14 protein-coding genes are annotated in these 17,875 nt (G+C 72.5%); 7 read left to right on the forward strand and 7 right to left on the reverse strand.

Annotated features, from left to right (window positions below; genetic code table 11):
- Nucleotides 1-12 precede the first annotated feature (12 nt).
- From ACFPZJ_RS21215 to ACFPZJ_RS21230, 4 genes are all read right to left on the reverse strand, one after another.
- On the reverse strand, nucleotides 13-918 hold the full coding sequence (locus ACFPZJ_RS21215; RefSeq protein WP_381023882.1) for a 1,4-dihydroxy-6-naphthoate synthase: 906 nt from the start codon (nucleotides 916-918) through the stop codon (nucleotides 13-15).
- A complete protein-coding gene (locus tag ACFPZJ_RS21220; protein WP_381024633.1) occupies nucleotides 908-1,630 on the reverse strand; it encodes a futalosine hydrolase in 723 nt (240 codons plus the stop codon). Before ACFPZJ_RS21220 ends, ACFPZJ_RS21215 begins: the two co-directional genes overlap by 11 nt.
- 13 nt (nucleotides 1,631-1,643) lie before the next feature.
- A complete protein-coding gene (locus ACFPZJ_RS21225; RefSeq protein ID WP_381023884.1) occupies nucleotides 1,644-2,114 on the reverse strand; it encodes a hypothetical protein in 471 nt (156 codons plus the stop codon).
- 703 nt (nucleotides 2,115-2,817) lie between these two features.
- A complete protein-coding gene (locus ACFPZJ_RS21230; protein WP_381023887.1) occupies nucleotides 2,818-4,254 on the reverse strand; it encodes an MFS transporter in 1,437 nt (478 codons plus the stop codon).
- 313 nt (nucleotides 4,255-4,567) lie between these two features.
- Here ACFPZJ_RS21230 and ACFPZJ_RS21235 point away from each other — a divergent pair, with 313 nt between their 5' ends.
- The 4 genes from ACFPZJ_RS21235 to ACFPZJ_RS21250 all read left to right on the forward strand — a co-directional run bounded on the left by ACFPZJ_RS21235 (nucleotide 4,568) and on the right by ACFPZJ_RS21250 (nucleotide 11,023).
- Nucleotides 4,568-5,494 carry a DUF3027 domain-containing protein gene (locus ACFPZJ_RS21235; protein ID WP_381023890.1) on the forward strand — a complete coding sequence of 309 codons (927 nt, stop codon included), beginning with the start codon at nucleotides 4,568-4,570 and terminating at the stop codon, nucleotides 5,492-5,494.
- Nucleotides 5,495-5,734: 240 nt separating this feature from the next.
- A complete protein-coding gene (locus ACFPZJ_RS21240) occupies nucleotides 5,735-8,857 on the forward strand; it encodes a sacsin N-terminal ATP-binding-like domain-containing protein (RefSeq protein WP_381023894.1) in 3,123 nt (1,040 codons plus the stop codon).
- 212 nt (nucleotides 8,858-9,069) lie between these two features.
- The gene (locus ACFPZJ_RS21245) at nucleotides 9,070-9,954 is read left to right on the forward strand and encodes a calcium-binding protein (RefSeq protein WP_381023897.1); all 885 of its coding nucleotides are present in this window, start codon (nucleotides 9,070-9,072) and stop codon (nucleotides 9,952-9,954) included.
- Between the two features lie 232 nt (nucleotides 9,955-10,186).
- Entirely contained in the window at nucleotides 10,187-11,023 is an 837-nt protein-coding gene (locus ACFPZJ_RS21250) for a hypothetical protein (protein WP_381023900.1), read from the forward strand.
- 49 nt (nucleotides 11,024-11,072) lie between these two features.
- Here the strand turns inward: ACFPZJ_RS21250 and ACFPZJ_RS21255 are convergent, their stop codons facing one another.
- Together ACFPZJ_RS21255 and ACFPZJ_RS21260 are read right to left on the reverse strand one after the other, a co-directional pair.
- Nucleotides 11,073-13,484 (reverse strand): HAD-IC family P-type ATPase, encoded by a 2,412-nt coding sequence (locus ACFPZJ_RS21255; RefSeq protein WP_381023902.1) that lies wholly within the window; start codon nucleotides 13,482-13,484, stop codon nucleotides 11,073-11,075.
- Between the two features lie 267 nt (nucleotides 13,485-13,751).
- Entirely contained in the window at nucleotides 13,752-14,039 is a 288-nt protein-coding gene (locus tag ACFPZJ_RS21260; RefSeq protein WP_381023905.1) for a DUF2530 domain-containing protein, read from the reverse strand.
- A 149-nt stretch (nucleotides 14,040-14,188) separates the two neighbouring features.
- Between ACFPZJ_RS21260 and ACFPZJ_RS21265 the strand changes: the two genes are divergently transcribed.
- Nucleotides 14,189-15,640 (forward strand): NCS2 family permease, encoded by a 1,452-nt coding sequence (locus tag ACFPZJ_RS21265; RefSeq protein WP_381023907.1) that lies wholly within the window; start codon nucleotides 14,189-14,191, stop codon nucleotides 15,638-15,640.
- 52 nt (nucleotides 15,641-15,692) lie between these two features.
- Here ACFPZJ_RS21265 and ACFPZJ_RS21270 read toward each other — a convergent pair whose 3' ends face one another.
- Nucleotides 15,693-15,875 (reverse strand): ribbon-helix-helix protein, CopG family, encoded by a 183-nt coding sequence (locus ACFPZJ_RS21270; RefSeq protein ID WP_381023909.1) that lies wholly within the window; start codon nucleotides 15,873-15,875, stop codon nucleotides 15,693-15,695.
- Between the two features lie 155 nt (nucleotides 15,876-16,030).
- Here ACFPZJ_RS21270 and ACFPZJ_RS21275 point away from each other — a divergent pair, with 155 nt between their 5' ends.
- Together ACFPZJ_RS21275 and ACFPZJ_RS21280 are read left to right on the forward strand one after the other, a co-directional pair.
- The gene (locus tag ACFPZJ_RS21275) at nucleotides 16,031-16,468 is read left to right on the forward strand and encodes a MarR family winged helix-turn-helix transcriptional regulator (protein WP_381023911.1); all 438 of its coding nucleotides are present in this window, start codon (nucleotides 16,031-16,033) and stop codon (nucleotides 16,466-16,468) included.
- A gap of 27 nt (nucleotides 16,469-16,495) precedes the next feature.
- Nucleotides 16,496-17,863: an MFS transporter gene (locus tag ACFPZJ_RS21280; RefSeq protein ID WP_381023915.1), complete on the forward strand. Its 1,368-nt coding sequence runs from the start codon at nucleotides 16,496-16,498 to the stop codon at nucleotides 17,861-17,863.
- Nucleotides 17,864-17,875: the final 12 nt, after the last annotated feature.

Consider the following 17,875-nt stretch of genomic DNA (forward strand, 5'->3'; position numbering starts at 1 on the left):
TGTAGATCCGGTCTACGGGAAACGCAGCGCGCCCGGGCCGAGGGGCGGTACCAGCCCCTCGGCCGCCGCGCGTGTCAGCAGCCCGCGCACGGCCGCGTAGCCGTCCTCGCCGAGGCCGGCGGTGAACTCGTTGACGTACAGCCCGATGTGCTGGTCGGCGACGGCCGGGTCCATCTCCTGGGCGTGCTCCATGACGTACGGACGGGACGCCTCCGGGTCGTCCCAGGCCGCCCGTACGGACGCACGGATGGAGTCGGCGAGCAGCCGCAGCGTCGGCGCGCCCAGGGACCGCTTGGCGATGATCGCACCGAGCGGGATCGGCAGCCCGGTGGTGTGCTCCCAGTGCTCGCCCATGTCGGCCAGCTTGTGCAGGCCGTACGTCCGGTACGTGAACCGCGCCTCGTGGATGACGAGGCCCGCGTCGACCTTCCCGTCCCGCACGGCCGGCATGATCTCGTGGAACGGCATCACGACGATCTCCCCGACCCCGCCGGCCCGCCTCCCGCGACCACCCTCGACCGAGGGTTCCTCGGGCCCGCCCCTCGTGACTCCGAGCGTGTCCGCCGCCCACAGCCGGAACAGCAGATAGGCCGTCGACCGCTCGCTCGGCACGGCGACCGTTCGTCCGGTGAGGTCGACACCCGGCTCCCGCGTGAGCACCAGCGGCCCGCAGCCCCGGCCCAGCGCGCCCCCGCAGGGCAGCAGCGCGTAGTCGTCCAGGACGTACGGCAGCACGGCGTACGACACCTTCAGCACGTCGAGCTCGCCGCGCTCGGCCATGCCGTTGGTGACGTCGATGTCCGCGAACGTCACGTCCAGGGCGGGGGCGCCGGGGACGCGGCCGTGGGCCAGCGCGTCGAAGACGAAGGTGTCGTTGGGGCAGGGGGAGTAGGCGATCCGAAGCCGGTCAGCGGTCATGCGATGTCCAACCCTCCAGGACGGGCGCGAGCTTCCCGAAGGCCTCCGTCAGGGCGGCCAGGGCGTCAGCGATGCGCCAGGCGGCGCGGTCTCGGGGGCCGACGGGATTGGACACCGCCCGCACCTCCAGCACGGGCACCCCGTGCGCGGCGGCCGCCTCGGCGACACCGAAGCCCTCCATCGCCTCGGCGAGGGCGCCGGGGTGCCGCGCGCGGAGCTCGGCGGCTCGGGCGGCCGTGCCGGTCACGGTCGACCCGGTGAGCACGGCCCCGGTGCGCGCCCCGGTGGCGGCGGCGGCCTGCCGGACGAGTGCCTCGGGCGGGCGGTGGGTGACGGTCCCGAAGCCGAGGTCCGTCACCGGGAGGAACCCGTCGGCCGTCTCGGCGCCCAGGTCGGCCGCGGTGATCTCGTCGGCGACGACGAGGGAGCCGACCGGGGCGTGCGGCGGGAAACCGCCGGCGATACCGGCGGAGACGACCAGGCCGTAGGGGCGGCCGTCCAGGGCGGCCGCGGTCAGCGCGGTGGCCGTGCCGGCGGCGGCCAGGGCGGGGCCGACACCGGCGGCCAGCAGGTCGTGCCCGCTGCCCGCGTCCGTCCCGTCGTACCGGTACAGCGTCACCGCGGGGAGCCGGACCTCCCGGCCCGCGCGCGCGAAGGCCCGGGCCACCGCGTCCCGTTCGGCGGGGACGGCGGTGGCGACGAGGACGCGCATCGGCACGGGCGGATCAGGCGTCGGCGTTCTCGAGCTTGAAGTTCCACACGCCCTTGAACTCCGAGCCGGCCTTGTTCTGCTCGACGATGCTGATGTACAGGTGCTTCTGCGGGGCCTGGCCCTGCTGGCTGGCGAAGAGGTCCGCGCCCTGGAACGAGTAGTACGTCTTGTTGAACGTGTCGGTCGCCTGCTGGCCGTTGATCCACAGGGCCCAGCCCTCGTCCGCGATCTCCGGGTCGACCCCGACGCGCAGGGTCTCGCCCTGCTCCACCTTGATGGTGTCCGAGGCCTTCCGCATGGCGCACTTGGTCGCCTGCTCGCGGCTGAGGTCGTCCTCGTAGCACTTGGCCTCGGCACTCACCGAGGTCTTGCCGAACGTGACGGTGGCGATCGGCGTCGGCTTGTCACAGGCGGACAGGACGAGGAGTCCGGCGGAAACGGCGCCGAGAGCGGCTGCGGCGCGACGGGAACGCTGGGAGGTCATGCCCGAAGGCTATCGGGCGCTCCGCACGGTCCTCCCACGTGGGGTACGGCGTGCCCGTACCGTTACTCCGCCGGTTACGCCAGGTGCGGTGGTGCGGCGCCTTGGTGGGGCCGGGCCGGCCGGCCCGGGACGGTGGTCGGGCGGGTGCGGGAGGCCGTGGCGCGTTTCTGTCGCGGCGCCCGCAGGTCTCGTCGCGGCGCCCGTCGGGGCAGGGGCGGCAGGTCTTGTCGCGGCGCCTGTCGGGGCAGGCGGGGGCGGGGCCATTCCGGCAGGTCCCTCTGGGCCCGCCCTTCGGGTCGCGCCCGGCCATGCGGCGCCCCTGCGGTGGGCTGAGCCGGCGGGTGCGGAGGCCGTGCGGCAGGTCTTGTCGCGGCGCCTGTCGGGGCAGGCGGGGGCGGGGCCATTCCGGCAGGTCCCTCTGGGCCCGCCCTTCGGGTCGCGCCCGGCCATGCGGCGCCCCTGCGGTGGGCTGAGCCGGCGGGTGCGGAGGCCGTGCGGCAGGTCTTGTCGCGGCGCCTGTCGGGGCAGGCGGGGGCGTGTGGTGCCCTGGTCGCGGGCTGGGTCGGCCGGCCTGCGTGCGGTGGTCGGGCGGGCGGGGGCGGGCCGTCCCGGTGGATCCCGCTGAGCCGTGCGGATCCCGCTCCCCTGCGCATTCCGCTGTGCCCTGCGGATTCCTCCTGCCCTGCGGACTGCGCCGTCCCCCTCAGGCCACGCGCGGTCGTGTCGCGCCCCCTCGGCGGGCCGAGCCGATCAGGCCGCGGACCGTGGTCAGCCAGCCCGTGCCGACGATGGCGGCGCCGACCGCCAGGCCGAGCGTGCCGTTCAGCGGCATGGCGATGCCGATCGCACCGCCCAGCACCCACGCCATCTGCAGCAGCGTCTCGGAGCGCGCGAACGCCGACGTGCGGACCAGTTCGGGCACGTCCCGCTGGATCAGCGCGTCCAGGGACAGCTTGGCGAGGGCCTGCGCGAAACCGGCGACCGCCGCCAGGCACGCCACCAGCACCGCCCCGAAGAAGACCGCGGCGGTGATCGCCGCGCCCAGCACACAGGCCACCACCGTCACGATGATGAACTCCGGCGCCCGGGACCGCAGCCATGCCCCGACCGCCGTACCGAGCGCGTTGCCCGCGCCCGCCGAGACCGCCACCATGCCCAGCGACACCGCCGCGCTCTGCCCGGTCATCGGGTGCTCGCGCAGCAGGAACGCCAGGAAGAAGATCAGGAACCCGGACAGGCAGCGGATGGCGGCGTTGACGCCCAGGGCGTGGGTGACGGCCGGGCCGACCGTGCGCAGCCCGGGGCGCTTGACCGGCTTGCGGTGCGGTCCGTGCAGATGCTGTTCGTCCGCCGCGAGCAACGCGGTGTCCTCGCCCTTGGCCGAGTCGACCTTCGGCGGCAGGGAGAAGGACAGGAACGTTCCGGCGAGGAAGATGACGCACGCGCCGTACAGGGGCCAGCGCGGACCGATCTGCTGCAGGCCCGCGCCGATCGGCGCCGCGACCCCGGTCGCCAGCAGCCCGCCCAGCGTGACCCGCGAGTTGGCCTTCACCAGGGAGAACCGGGGCGGCAGCAGCCGCGGCACGACGGCGCTTCTGACCACCCCGTACGCCTTCGAGGCGACGAGCACGCCCAGCGCCGCCGGATACAGCTGGATGCTGCCGGTGACGACCGCGCCGGACAGCACCAGCGCGAGCAGCGCCCGGGCGAACATCGCCGCGGCCATCGCCGCCCGGCGGCCGTGCGGAACGCGGTCCAGGAGCGGGCCGACCACCGGCGCGAGGATCGTGAACGGCGCCATGGTGATCGCCAGGTACAACGCGACCCGGCCGCGCGCCTCGTCGGTCGGCACGGAGAAGAACACGGTGGACGCGAGCGCGACGGTGATCATGACGTCGCCGGCGCCGTTCACGCAGTGCAGCTCGATCAGCTTGCCCAGGCCGGACTCGCCGGCCCCGTGCGCGTGGGTCGCCCTGCGGATTCCGCGGGCCGTCCCGGTCACCGGGAAGTGCAGGGCACGGCCGACCACACGGAGCGGGCCGCCGTTGCGGCCCGGCCCGCTGCGTCGCCTGTTCCCCTTGACCCCTTTCGGCCCACCGGTCCCGGTGGCGGCGCCCTGGGGCGTCCTCGCGGCTGCCACGACGTTCATAGTGCCCCGATAAGGCGGGGGGTAGTGCGGTTACCGCGCGTATGGCGGTGCACTTTCCGGTCGGCCGAGCCGGGCGGGTCCGCGGGAAACGCCCGCCGCGAAGCGGCGAACGGAACGGCCGGTGTACGCATGGTGCGGCGGAAGGGTAGCGTGCGTATCTCAGCCATCCAGCAGAATGGATGGAGCAGGCGCGCCCGAGCACGTTTCGGCGCGGACGTCGACGCGGTCCCCCGGTCCGCTCCGTCCGCCCCCCGCGCTGGGAGTGGCGCACTCGTGAGACGGCGTATGGAGAGAAGCGATACCTGTGAGCGCAGCGACAACGCGAAGCCGCACCCCTGACCGCCTGTGCGCCGAGGCCGTCGACCTCGCTCGCGCCGCAGCCGAGGAGGCCGCCGCGCCGGGGGTCGTCGGCGAGCACGTGGGTCTGGTCTCCGAGGGCGACCGCGTCGTCACGCACCTCTTCGAGTGCAAGGAGCTCGGGTACCGCGGCTGGCGCTGGGCCGTGACGGTGGCCCGCGCCTCCCGCGCCAAGATCGTCACAGTGGACGAGGCGGTCCTGCTGCCCGGCCCCGACGCGCTGCTCGCCCCCGAGTGGGTGCCGTGGAGCGAGCGCCTGCGCCCCGGCGACATGGGCCCCGGCGACCTGCTCCCCACCGACGCCGAGGATCTGCGCCTGGAGCCGGGCTGGACCGGCGAGGACGAGCCGCCGCCGAACTCCGCCATCTCCGCGGAGATGGCCGCCATGGCGGAGGCCGAGGACGCCGAGGTCACCGCCGCCGCTCCGGCCGACCTCCCGGCCGCCCCGCCGCGCGGCTCGATCGCGGCGGTCGCCGACGAACTCGGGCTGCGCCGCGCCCGCGTTCTCTCCCGCTACGGCCTGCACATCGCCGCCGACCGCTGGGAGGAGGCGTTCGGCCCGAAGACCCCGATGGCCCAGGCGGCCCCTGCCTCCTGTGTGAGCTGCGGTTTCCTCGTCCGTATCGGCGGCTCGCTCGGCCAGGCCTTCGGCGTGTGCGCCAACGAGTTCTCCCCGGCCGACGGGCGGGTCGTGTCGCTGGCGTACGGCTGCGGCGGCCACTCCGAGGCCGCGGTCATGCCGAAGCCGCCGCAGCCGGCCCCGCCGGTGATCGACGAGACCCGGGTCGACCCGTTCCCACTGCGGCCCGCGGCGGACTCGGGCTCGGTCCCGGTCACGGAGGACGAGTCGTCGGCGGAGCTGGGGCACTCGTAGGACGAGTCGTCCGGCGGGGTCGGGCACTTGTGGGATGAGTGGTCGGCCGGGCTCGGGCACTCGTGGGGTGAGTCGTCGGCGGGGCGGCGCGGCTCGGTCACTCTCGTGGGACGGGCTTCGGCGCAGCTGGGACACTCGTAGCACGCGCGTCCGCAGGGGCACCGGTGACGCCCGGGTGCCGGAGACACGGGGGCTGCCGCTCGCGATACCTTCATCGTCACGCCGATGAGGAGAGTGAACGTGAGCAAGTTCGTGCGGCCTGCCGCCGAGGGCGCGGACCCGTTCGGTACGGCACGCCTGCGTCGCGGGGTGCTGGACGCGTGGGCCACCAGTCCCGCCCGGTTCCGTGAGGACGCCAACGCCGAGGAGGACCTGGTCCTCGGCGGCTACCGGGACCGGCTCGTCGTCGAACTCGCCCAGAACGCCGCCGACGCCGCCGCCCGCGCCGGCGTGCCCGGCCGGCTGCGGCTGACCCTGCGCGACGGCGTCCTCGTCGCCGCCAACACCGGCGCCCCGCTGGACGCGGCCGGTGTCGAGTCGCTGTCCACGCTGCGCGCCTCCGCCAAACGGGACACCCCCTCCGTGGGCCGGTTCGGCGTCGGCTTCGCCGCCGTCCTCGCCGTCACCGACGAGCCCGCCGTCGTCGGCCGGCACGGCGGGGTGCGCTGGTCCCTGGCCGAGGCCCGCGAACTCGCGGGCGACGTCGCCCGGCACAGCCCCGGACTGGGCGACGAGATCCGCCGCCGCGACGGGCACGTGCCGCTGCTGCGGCTGCCGTTCGCCGCCGAGGGCACCGCGCCCGACCCGTACGACACGGCCGTCATCCTGCCGCTGCGCGACGCGGCCGCCGCCGACCTCGCCGAGCGGCTGCTGCGTGCGGTCGACGACGCCCTGCTCCTCACCCTGCCCGGTTTGTCCGAGGTCGTCGTGGAGATCGGCGACGACAGCCCCCGCACGGTCGGCCGCCGCACCGACGGACCCTTCACCGTCGTCGACGACTCCGCCAACGGCGTCACCCACTGGCGCACCGCCGCCGCCCACGGCCCCCTCACCCCCGGCCTCCTCGCCGACCGGCCGGTGGAGGAGCGGCTGCGGCCCCACTGGTCCGTCACCTGGGCCGTGCCCGTCGAAGCCGACGGCGCCCCGGCCCGCCCCCGCACGAGCCCCGTCGTCCACGCCCCCACCCCCAGCGACGAGCCGCTCGGCGTCCCGGCCCTGCTCGTCGCGTCCTTCCCGCTGGACTCCACCCGCCGGCACGCGGCGCCCGGCCCGCTGACCGACTTCCTCGTCCAGCGCGCGGCGGACGTCTACGCCGAACTGCTCGCCGACTGGCGGCCGGTGACCGCCGGGATCATCGACCTCGTGCCCGGCCCGCTCGGCAAGGGCGAACTGGACGGCGCCCTGCGCCAGGCGATCCTCGACCGGCTGCCGCGGATTTCCTTCCTGCCGCCCGCCGCCGAGCCCCGCGACCACGGCGCCGACGACCTCCCCGAATCCCTGCGGCCCCGGGACGCCGAGGTGGTCGAGGGCGCGGGCGCGGAGACGGTACGCGTCCTCGCCGAGGTGCTGCCCACCCTGCTGCCCGCCGGGCTGGAGCGGCGCGCGGAGCTGCGCACGCTGGGCGTCGCCCGCGTCCCGCTCACCGACGCGATCGACCGGCTGGCCGGGCTGGAGAAGGAACCCGGCTGGTGGCGGCGGCTGTACGACAGTCTCGCCGGGGTCGACCCCGACCGGCTCTCCGGCCTCCCGGTCCCGCTCGCCGACGGCCGTACGACGATCGGCCCCCGGCAGGTCCTCCTCCCCGCGCCCGACGCCGCCCGCATCGACCCGGAGGTGCTGGCCCGGCTCGGTCTGAAGGTCACCCACCCGGACGCCGCCCACCCCATCCTGGAGAAGCTCGGCGCGCTGCCGGCCGGCCCCCGCGCGGTGCTCACCACCCCGCAGGTACGCGCCGCCGTGGCCGCCTCCCTCGACGACGAGGGCGGGGTGACCTGGGAGGAGGACGCCCTCGACGCCGAGGAGCTGGCCGACACCGTGCTCGGCCTGGTCCGCGACGCGGGCCTGGAGCCCGGCGACGAGCCCTGGCTCGGTGCGCTGGCCCTCCCCGACGAAGAGGGCGAACTGTCCCCCGCCTGCGAACTCGTCCTCCCCGCCGGCCCCTTCGCCCAGGTCATGCGCGAGGGTGAACTCGCCGCCGTGGACGCCGAACTGGCCGACAAGTGGGGCGAACAGCCGCTGGCCGCCTGCGGTGTCCTGGTGAACTTCGCGCTCGTCCGCGCCACCGACGTCGTCCTCGACCCGGACGAACTGGAGCCCCGCGACGGGGACTTCCCCGAGCCCGACGACGCGGGCCTGCTGGACGCCGTCGACGTGTGGTGCGAGGACGTCCTCGACCGCTTCCCGGACTCCCCGGTGCCACCGGTGGCGACCGAGATCATCGCCGTACGCGATCTGGAGCTGGTGGACGACGACAAGTGGCCCCAGGCGCTCGCCCTGCTGTCGCGGCCGCCCCTGCGCGACGCGATCGTCCAGCCGGTGCGCGTCCTGCTGCCGGACGGCACCCACGAGGTCGTACGGCCGTACACGGCGTGGTGGCTGCGCGGCCACCCGGTCCTCGGCGGCCGCCGCCCGGCCGGCCTGCGCGCGGCGGGCGGCGACCCGCTGCTGGAGGGGCTGTACGACGAGGCCGACGCCACCGGCTTCCACGACGAGCAGGTGCTGCGGGCGCTGGGCGTACGGACGTCCGTGGCCGCGTTGCTCGACGAGCCGGGCGGCGCGGCCGAGCTGCTGGACCGGCTCGCCGACCCGGACCGGCCGGTGACAGCGGCCCAACTGCACGCCCTGTACGGCGCGCTGGCGGACCTGGACCCCGAGCAGGTGACCCTGCCGGACGAGCTGCGCGCGGTCGTCGACGGGCGCGTGGAGGTCGTGGACGCCGCCGAGGCCGTGGTGGTGGACTCCCCGGACCTGCTGCCCTTCACCGAAGGCGTCCCCCTGCTGCCGGTCCGCCCGACCCGGGCCGCCGACCTCGCCGAACTCTTCCAGGTACGGAGGCTGAGCGAGTCCGTCACCGGGGAGGTGGACTCCGAGGGCACGGAGCACGAGGTGCCGGAGCCCGTGCGGGTCCTGCTCGGCCCGCGCACCCCGTCCTCATACGTCGAACACGAGGAACTCGTCGTGGACGGCGTGGAGATCGACTGGCGCCTGACCGACGACGGCGTCCTGCACGCCGCCACCCTGGAGGGCGTGGCCGCGGGCCTGGCCTGGGCATCCGCCCAGTGGCCACGCCGCTTCGAGGTGGCGGCGCTGCTGGAGGATCCGTCACGCACGCAGGAGTTGGCCCGGGACCGCTGGTTCGACTGAGCCCGCGCCGCCGGCTTCTGCCGGTGGCCCCGGTGATCGCGCGGCCGCGTGAAGATTTCCGGCACGAGTTTTTCACCGGCCGTACAACCATTCACCCCTGTCGCGAATCTGATCACGTGAGTCAACAGACTCCACGATCACTTGGGCCCCGGCAGGACGACGAGCCGTGGGGAACGACGAGCGTCGGGGCCCCTCTCCACCTTGGGGAACGCATGCGTATTCGTGCCACCGTGGCCGCCGTCTCCGGCGCCCTGGCCCTCTCCGCCTTCGCCGTGCCGGCCGCGCAGGCGGACTCTCACGGCGACGTGAACCTGAACCACCCGAGCGCCGCCGAGCGCTTCGGCGCCTCCTCCGCCAAGTCGGCCTTCAGCACCGCGGCCGCCGCCGAGGACGCGCCCGTCGTGTCGAACGTGAAGGTCAACTCCGGCAAGGCCGTCGTCGTCGGCACCACGTACGCCAAGACCTTCACCGTGTCGCTGACCGCCAGCCACGCCTCGGGCATCGAGGACGCGTACATCGACCTGTGGCACGGCACCGACGTCGAGGAGGACATCGACGGCTTCCTCCCGCCGAACGAGGAAGCGGCCACCTGCACGGCCACCAGCGCCACGACGTCGACGTGCAAGCTCACCATCACGGCCACCCCCGGCCTCACCGAGGACCCGGTCGGCGACCTGTACGCCAACGCGCTGGCCGGTACGTGGCACGTCACCGCCGGCGCCCTGGCCAAGAGCGGCGACGTGTACTGGAACGACTACTACGGGACCCACAAGGTCCAGCGGGCGTCGAAGCTGACGGTCAACGCCTCGCCCGAGCCGGTCAAGAAGGGCAAGACCATCACGGTCACGGGCAAGCTGTCCCGCGCCAACTGGGAGACCCTCAAGTACGCGGGCTACACCAGCCAGTCCGTGAAGCTGCAGTTCCGCAAGAAGGACAGCAGCACCTACACCACCCTCAAGACGATCAAGTCGAACTCCACGGGCAACCTGAGCACGACCGTCACCGCCTCCACCGACGGCTACTTCCGCTACTCCTTCGCGGGCACCTCGACCACCCCGGCGGTCAACGCCACGGGTGACTTCGTCGACGTGCAGTAAGACGTCCAGCACCACGTGCAGTAGGACGTGTCGCAAGGAGCCCGCTGAGCGGGTGCGCGCCGCCGGTCCCGGGTCGTCCCGGGGCCGGCGGCGTTCTTCGTCATGCGGGTGCCAAACCTCGCGTACGCCACGGCAAAATCACCAATGCGCCCCACAACCCGCCCCAGGGGCCGCGGATCTGATCGCGTGAGTCAGTCAGACTCCCCGAACCACTTCTCCACCTGGGGAACACATGCGCACACGAGCCACCGCCGCCGCGACCGTCATCAGCGGCGCCCTGGCCCTCTCCGCCTTCGTCATGCCGACGGCGCAGGCGGCCGACTCCAGCGGTACCCCGTACACCCTGGACGTCAGCTTCTCCAACCTCAAGATCGCCCCGGCGATCAAGGTCGGCACCACCAACGAGGTCAGCACCACCTACACCTACACGCTGACCCACGGCTCCGACGTCGACACCACCGCCGGCGACTTCTACTCCGACGCCTACCTCTACCGCGGCACCCTCGACGACCCCACCAAGACGCTGGAGGGCGACGACTTCGCCACCTGCACGGCCACCTCGACGACCACCGCCACCTGCAAGGGCATCATCGACATCTACCCGGCGGACGGCGATCTGAGGAACGCCGACGCCGGCGGCTGGAGCGTCGCCGCCGAGGCCTACGCCTTCAACGGCCAGGACCCGAACAACCCCGACATGAGCAAGGTCGGCTTCAAGGACCAGGGCGGCCTCGCCACCACCCTCGTGCAGCGCTACTCCAAGCTGACCGCCAACGCCGGGCCCGAGCCGGTCGTCAAGGGCAGGACCCTCACCACCACCGGCAAGCTCTCCCGCGCCAACTGGGAGGACAACCAGTACCACGGCTACACCGGCCAGCCGGTCAAGCTGCAGTTCCGCAAGGCGGGCACCAGCACGTACACCACCGTCAAGACCGTGTACTCCGACTCGTACGGCAATGTGAAGGCCACCGCCACCGCCCAGTACGACGGCTACTGGCGCTTCAGCTTCGCGGGCACCTCGACGACTCCGGCGGTCAACGCTACGGGCGACTACGTGGACGTGCAGTGACACGCCCCGAGCGGCGCGGCGGTCGCGGAGCGACAGCACCTGCCGTGCGCTAGGCGGGCACGCGGCGGTCCACCCACCTCCACAGCAACTCCAGGGTGGCCGCCGCCACCGCCGCGATGCCGACCGCGATCCACGGCATCGTGACCCCGACCAGCTTCAGCGCGAAGAAATCCTGCAGCCAGGGCACGACCAGCACCACCAGGAACGCCGCGCCCATCGCCGCCACCAGCGTGAGCCGCCACCAGGTGTAGGGGCGGGCGATGATCGCCAGTACCCAGATGGAGATCAGGAAGAGCGTGAGCGTCGCGGCACTGGTCTCCGCGTCCAGCGCGCCCGCGCCCGTGTAGTGCTCGCGCGCGATCAGGTACGTCGCGAAGGTCGCCAGCGCCGCCAGCGCCCCGCCCGGGATCGCGTACCGCATGACCCGCCGTACGAAGTTCGGCCTGGCCCGTTCCTTGTTCGGCGCGAGGGCGAGGAAGAACGCCGGGACGCCGATGGTGAGGGTGGACAGGAGCGTCAGGTGGCGGGGCAGGAAGGGATATTCGACCTGCGAGCACACCACCAGGATCGCCAGCAGCACCGAGTAGACGGTCTTGACGAGGAACAGCGTGGCGACGCGGGTGATGTTGCCGATGACCCGGCGGCCCTCCGCGACGACCGAGGGCAGCGTGGCGAAGCTGTTGTTCAGCAGCACGATCTGGGCGACCGCCCGGGTGGCCTCCGAGCCCGAGCCCATCGCCACCCCGATGTCGGCGTCCTTCAGGGCCAGGACGTCGTTCACGCCGTCGCCGGTCATCGCGACCGTGTGCCCGTGCGACTGCAGCGCGCCCACCATGTCCCGCTTCTGCTGCGGGGCGACCCGCCCGAACACCGTGCCCTCGTCCAGGGCCGTCGCCATCTCGGCCCGGTCGGCGGGAAGCCGGCGGGCGTCGACGGCCGTGCCGGTCAGCCCGAGCTTGGCCGCGACCGCCCCGACCGACACGGCGTTGTCGCCGGAGATCACCTTCGCGCGGACGTTCTGCTCGGCGAAGTAGCGCAGGGTGTCGGCGGCGTCCGGCCGCAGGCGCTGCTCCAGCACGACGAGGGCGGTGGGGCGGGCGCCCTCGGCCACCTCGGGATCGTCGAGGTCGCGGGCGGCGCGGGCCAGCAGCAGCACCCGCAGGCCCTGCTCGTTGAGCCGCTCGGTCTCGGCGAGCGCCGGGTCGTCGTCGGGCAGCAGCACGTCCGGCGCGCCGAGCAGCCACGTACTGGTCTCGCCGTCGGCCTCGCTGAAGGAGGCGCCGCTGTACTTGCGGGCGGAGGAGAAGGGCAGGGCCTCGGTGCAGCGCCAGTCGTCGACGTCCGGGTAGGCGTCGATGATCGCCTGGAGCGAGCCGTTCGGGCGGGGGTCGGACTCGCCGAGGGCGCCGAGCACCTTGCGTACGTACGTCTCGTCGCCGGCGCCGATCAGGCGCAGCTCGGTGACGTCCATGCCGCCTTCCGTCAGGGTGCCGGTCTTGTCGAGGCAGACGGTGTCGACGCGGGCGAGTCCCTCGATGGCGGGAAGCTCCTGCACGAGGCACTGTTTGCGGCCGAGCCGGATCACGCCGATGGCGAAGGCGACGGAGGTGAGCAGGACGAGGCCCTCCGGGACCATCGGGACGATGCCGCCGACGGTGCGGGCGACGGAGTCCTTGAGGTCGGTGTCCTTGACGACAAGCTGGCTGATGATCAGGCCGATCGCGGTCGGGACCATCATCCACGTCACGTACTTGAGGATCGTGGAGATGCCGGAGCGCAGCTCGGAGTGGACGAGGGTGAAGCGGGAGGCCTCCTCGGCGAGCTGGGCGGCGTAGGCCTCGCGGCCGACCCTGGTGGCCTGGAAGGCGCCACCGCCGGCGACGACGAAGCTGCCCGACATGACCTGGTCGCCGGGGCGTTTGAGGACGGGGTCGGCCTCTCCGGTGAGCAGTGACTCGTCGATCTCCAGGTTGTCGGTCTCGACGCACACGCCGTCGACGACGACCTTGTCGCCCGGGCCGATCTCCATGAGGTCGTCGAGGACGATCTCGGAGGTGCCGACCTCCACGGCGACGCCGTCCCGGCGGACGGTGGGACGCACCTCGCCGATGAGCGCGAGGGAGTCGAGGGTCTTCTTCGCCCGCCACTCCTGGACGATGCCGATGCCGGTGTTCGCGAGGATCACGAAGCCGAAGAGGCTGTCCTGGATGGGGGCGACGACCAGCATGATCAGCCAGAGGACGCCGATGATGGCGTTGAACCGGGTGAAGACGTTCGCGCGGACGATGTCGACGACGGAGCGGCTGCTGCGCACCGGAACGTCGTTGACCTGCCCGCGCGCGACCCGCTCGGCGACCTCGGCGGAGGTCAGCCCGGTCACCCTGGAGGTGATGGCCGCACCGGCAGCACCGGCAGGGTGGGCAGAGCCGTCGACCTGAGCGCCGGCGTCGAGATGCGTCATGCATTCGACGGTACGTGCGGATTTGGGCCTTCACCCGCTGAATGCGCGGAAGATCCGACCTGGGTAGGACGGTTGTCGTGCCGTGGTCGTACGGCGGTGCGGGGTGCCTCCGGCGGTGGAGCGGGGAGTGCGGTGGTCACTTGCGGTGGGGCCAGGGGCCTGCGTTCCCCGCGGCGGTGCGGTCGGGGTGCGGGGTGCCTCCGGCGGTGGGGCGGTCGGGCGGTGGAACCGCGGTGGTGTCTGGTGGTGGGGCGGGGAGTGCGGTGGTCACTTGGGGTCCGACGCCGCCTTCTCCCGTTCCCCCGGCTTCTGCGTCGCCGTCCTCTTGAGCGCGGCATCGCGCTTGCGTACGTACCAGATGCCGATGAATCCCAGCCCGCCGCCCGCCAGGCAGGTCCACAGCCACCACGTGTGCCCGTGGTCGTCGAACCAGCCGTAGAACGGCAGCTGCACGAGGAAGAGGACGAACCAGACGATCGTGCCGCCGGTGATGGTGGCGACCACGGGGCCCTCCAGGGGCTCCGGCGCCTCGTGCTTGGGGGTCCACTTCGCCATGCGCACAGCTTACGAGCCCGCCGTGTCTACGCGCGGAGATGGCGCCCACGTCGTCATATGTTCATACTGAAACCGTTTGTCTCTGACCGCTTCTGTTCGTAGGAAACGCCAACGGCGCCCGGGGGAGCCCGCTGGTGATGAGGTCCCGCATGTCCGCCTCGGCCCCCGCCAAGATCCCCGCCCCTGAGCAGCCAGGGGCGGGTTCCGCGTACGGCCCCCTCGACCGCTTCTTCCGCATCTCCGAGCGGGGCAGCACCCTGTCCCGGGAGATCCGGGGCGGTTTCGCCACCTTCTTCGCGATGGCCTACATCATCGTGCTGAACCCGATCATCCTGGGCAGCGCGAAGGACATGTACGGGCATCAGCTGGACAACGGCCAGCTGGTCACCGCGACGGCCCTGACGGCGGCGCTGACCACGCTGCTCATGGGCGTCATCGGCAACGTGCCCATCGCGCTCGCCGCCGGTCTCGGTGTGAACTCCGTCGTCGCCCTCCAGCTCGCGCCCCGCATGTCCTGGCCGGACGCCATGGGCATGGTCGTCCTGGCCGGCGTCGTCGTGATGCTGCTGGTGGCCACCGGGCTGCGCGAGCGGGTCATGAACGCCGTCCCCTACGGCCTGCGCAAGGCCATCTCCATCGGTATCGGCCTGTTCATCATGCTGATCGGGCTCGTCGACGCCGGGTTCGTCAGCCGGATCCCCGACGCCGCCCAGACCACCGTCCCGCTCCAGCTGGGCGGCGACGGTCACCTCGACGGCTGGCCGGTGCTCGTCTTCGTCCTGGGCGCCCTGCTCACCCTCGCCCTCATCGTGCGCAAGGTGTCCGGCGCGATCCTCATCTCGATCGTCGCCATGACCGTCGTCGCCGTCGTCATCAACGCGGTGGCGAAGGTGCCGAGCTGGGGGCTCACGACGCCCAAGTGGCCGGGCAACCCCCTCGCCACCCCGGACTTCGGGCTCATCGGGCAGGTCAGCCTCTTCGGCGGCTTCGAGAAGGTCGGTCTCCTGACCGGTGCGCTCTTCGTCTTCACCGTGCTGCTGTCGTGCTTCTTCGACGCGATGGGCACGATCATGGGCGTCTCCGACGAGGCGAAGCTGACCGACGCACAGGGGCAGATGCCCGGCATCAACAAGGTGCTCTTCGTCGACGGCGTCGCCGTCGCCGCCGGTGGCGCCAGCTCCTCCTCGGCCACCACCTGCTTCGTCGAGTCGACGGCCGGTGTCGGGGAGGGCGCGCGGACCGGCTTCGCGAACGTCGTGACCGGCGCGCTGTTCGCCGTGGCGCTGTTCCTGACGCCGATCGCCACGATGGTGCCCTCCCAGGCGGCCACCCCGGCGCTGCTCGCGGTCGGCTTCCTGATCCTGGCCGGGTCGGTGAAGGAGATCGACTGGGCCGACCACACCATCGCCATCCCGGCCTTCGTGACGATGGTGATGATGCCGTTCACCTACTCGATCACGAACGGCATCGGCATGGGCTTCATCACCTTCGTGGTGCTGCGCCTGGCGGCCGGGCGCGGCCGGGAGGTGCCGGCGGCGATGTACGTGGTGGCCGCGGTGTTCGGCTTCTACTACCTGATGCCGGCCCTCGGCCTGACGTGAGCCCGGCCTGACGTGAGCGGGGTGCGTGATCCGCTCGATCGCGTGTTCCCGGTCAGGTGACCCCGTAGAACTTCTCCGTCTCCTCGACGGCGGTCTGGAACCGCTCGTCGAAGTCATCCCGAATGAGCGTCCGGACGACATAGTCCTGGACGCTCATTCCCCTTTTCGCGGCGCGGTGCCGGAGCCGTTCGAGCAGGTCGTGGTCTATGCGCAGGCTGAGCACGCTGGTCCCCATGACCACGAGGGTCGCGAGACCGGGCCGTGCGGCGTGTCGCGTTCCGCCGCTGGTTCACCCGTATGAGTGATGTGGGGGTTTCCGTGGCCGGAGTCACGGGTGCCCGTGCGTGTCATCGCTGGTATTTAGCGAGAGTAATGAGTTACGCTAAAGACATGCCGGACCTCAGCCATGGCGACGACGCTGCCGCCGTGAACGCCCTCCGCTCCGCCGTGATGCGGCTGTCCCGTCGTCTCAAGCACCAGCGGGTCGACGAGTCGCTCAGCCCCACTGAGATGTCGGTGCTCGGCACCCTGGCCCGCTGCGGCCGGGCCACCCCGGGCGAGCTCGCCCGCAAGGAGCACGTCCAGCCGCCCTCGATGACCCGCATCGTGGCCCTGCTGGAGGCCAAGGGACTGGTCCGTCTGGAGCCGCACCCCGAGGACCGGCGCCAGAAGGTCGTGACGCAGACCGAGCAGGCCGAGGCCATGCTCGAGGAGAGCCGCCGCAAGCGGAACGCGTTCCTGGCCTCCCTGGCCGAGAACCTCGACGAGGACGAGTGGGCGAGACTCCGCGCCGCCGCCCCCGTGCTGGAGAAGCTCGCACATCTGTAAGCAGGCAAAGCAAGGAGGCGAACCCTTTTGAGTACGGGACCCGGAGCAGCTTCCGCCCCCGCACCTACTCCCCACGACTCCCCGACCGACCCTCTCCGCAAGCCCGCCCGCACGTCCTCCATGTTCTCCTCGCTGAGGGTCAGGAACTACCGCCTGTTCTTCCTCGGCCAGGTCGTCTCCAACATCGGCACCTGGATGCAGCGCATCGCCCAGGACTGGCTGGTGCTCAGCCTCACCGGCTCCTCGGCCGCCGTCGGCATCACGACCGCGCTGCAGTTCCTGCCGATGCTGCTGTTCGGCCTCTACGGCGGCGTCCTCGTGGACCGTCTGCGCAAGCGGCCCACGCTGCTCGTGACCCAGACGTCGATGGCGCTCACCGCGCTGGCCCTGGCCGTGCTGACCCTGACCGGCCACGTCCAGGTCTGGCACGTCTACGTCGCCGCCTTCGCCGTCGGCCTGGCCACGGTCGTCGACAACCCGGCCCGCCAGTCCTTCGTCTCCGAACTGGTCGGGAAGGAGCAGTTGCAGAACGCGGTCAGCCTGAACTCGGCCAACTTCCAGTCCGCCCGGCTGGTCGGCCCCGCCGTCGCGGGCCTGCTGATCACCGGCGTCGGCACCGGCTGGGCGTTCCTGTTCAACGGCCTGTCCTTCATCGCTCCCCTGACCGGCCTGCTGCTGATGCGCGGCCGTGAGCTGCACACCGTGGAGCGCGCCCCGCGCGGCAAGGGACAGCTGCGTGAAGGCGTGCGCTATGTCACCGGACGGCCCGAGCTGATCTGGCCGATCGTCCTGGTCGGCTTCGTGGGCACGTTCGCGTTCAACTTCCCGGTCTACCTGTCGGCCTTCGCGGACGACGTGTTCCACGCGGGCGCGGGCGCCTACAGCATGTTCAACACGCTGATGGCGGTCGGCTCGGTGGCCGGCGCCCTGCTGGCCGCGCGGCGCGGCACCGCCCGGCTGCGGGTGCTGATCGGGGCGGCGATGGCCTTCGGCGCGCTGGAGATCCTGGCGGCCACGACGCCGACGCTGTGGATGTTCGCCCTGCTGATGGTGCCGCTGGGCCTGTTCGGCATGACGGTGAACGTCACCACGAACACCAGCATCCAGATGTCCACCGACCCGGCCATGCGCGGCCGTGTGATGGCGCTGTACATGATGGTGTTCCTCGGCGGCTCGCCGGTCGGCGCCCCGATCGTCGGCTGGATCACCGACACGTACGGCGCCCGCGTGGGCCTCGCGGTGGGCGGCGCGATCGCGGCCGCCGCCGCTGCGGTGATCGGCCTGATCCTGGCCCGTGTGGGCGGCCTGCGCCTGTCGATCGGCTGGCACCGCGGACACCCGCACCTACGGTTCGTGCCGCGCGAGCGGCGGAAGGAGCTGACGGCGGCGGCGTGAGACGAGCCGGGC

It is taken from the genome of Streptomyces bullii (genome assembly GCF_042657145.1).
GTDB lineage: Bacteria > Actinomycetota > Actinomycetes > Streptomycetales > Streptomycetaceae > Streptomyces > Streptomyces bullii.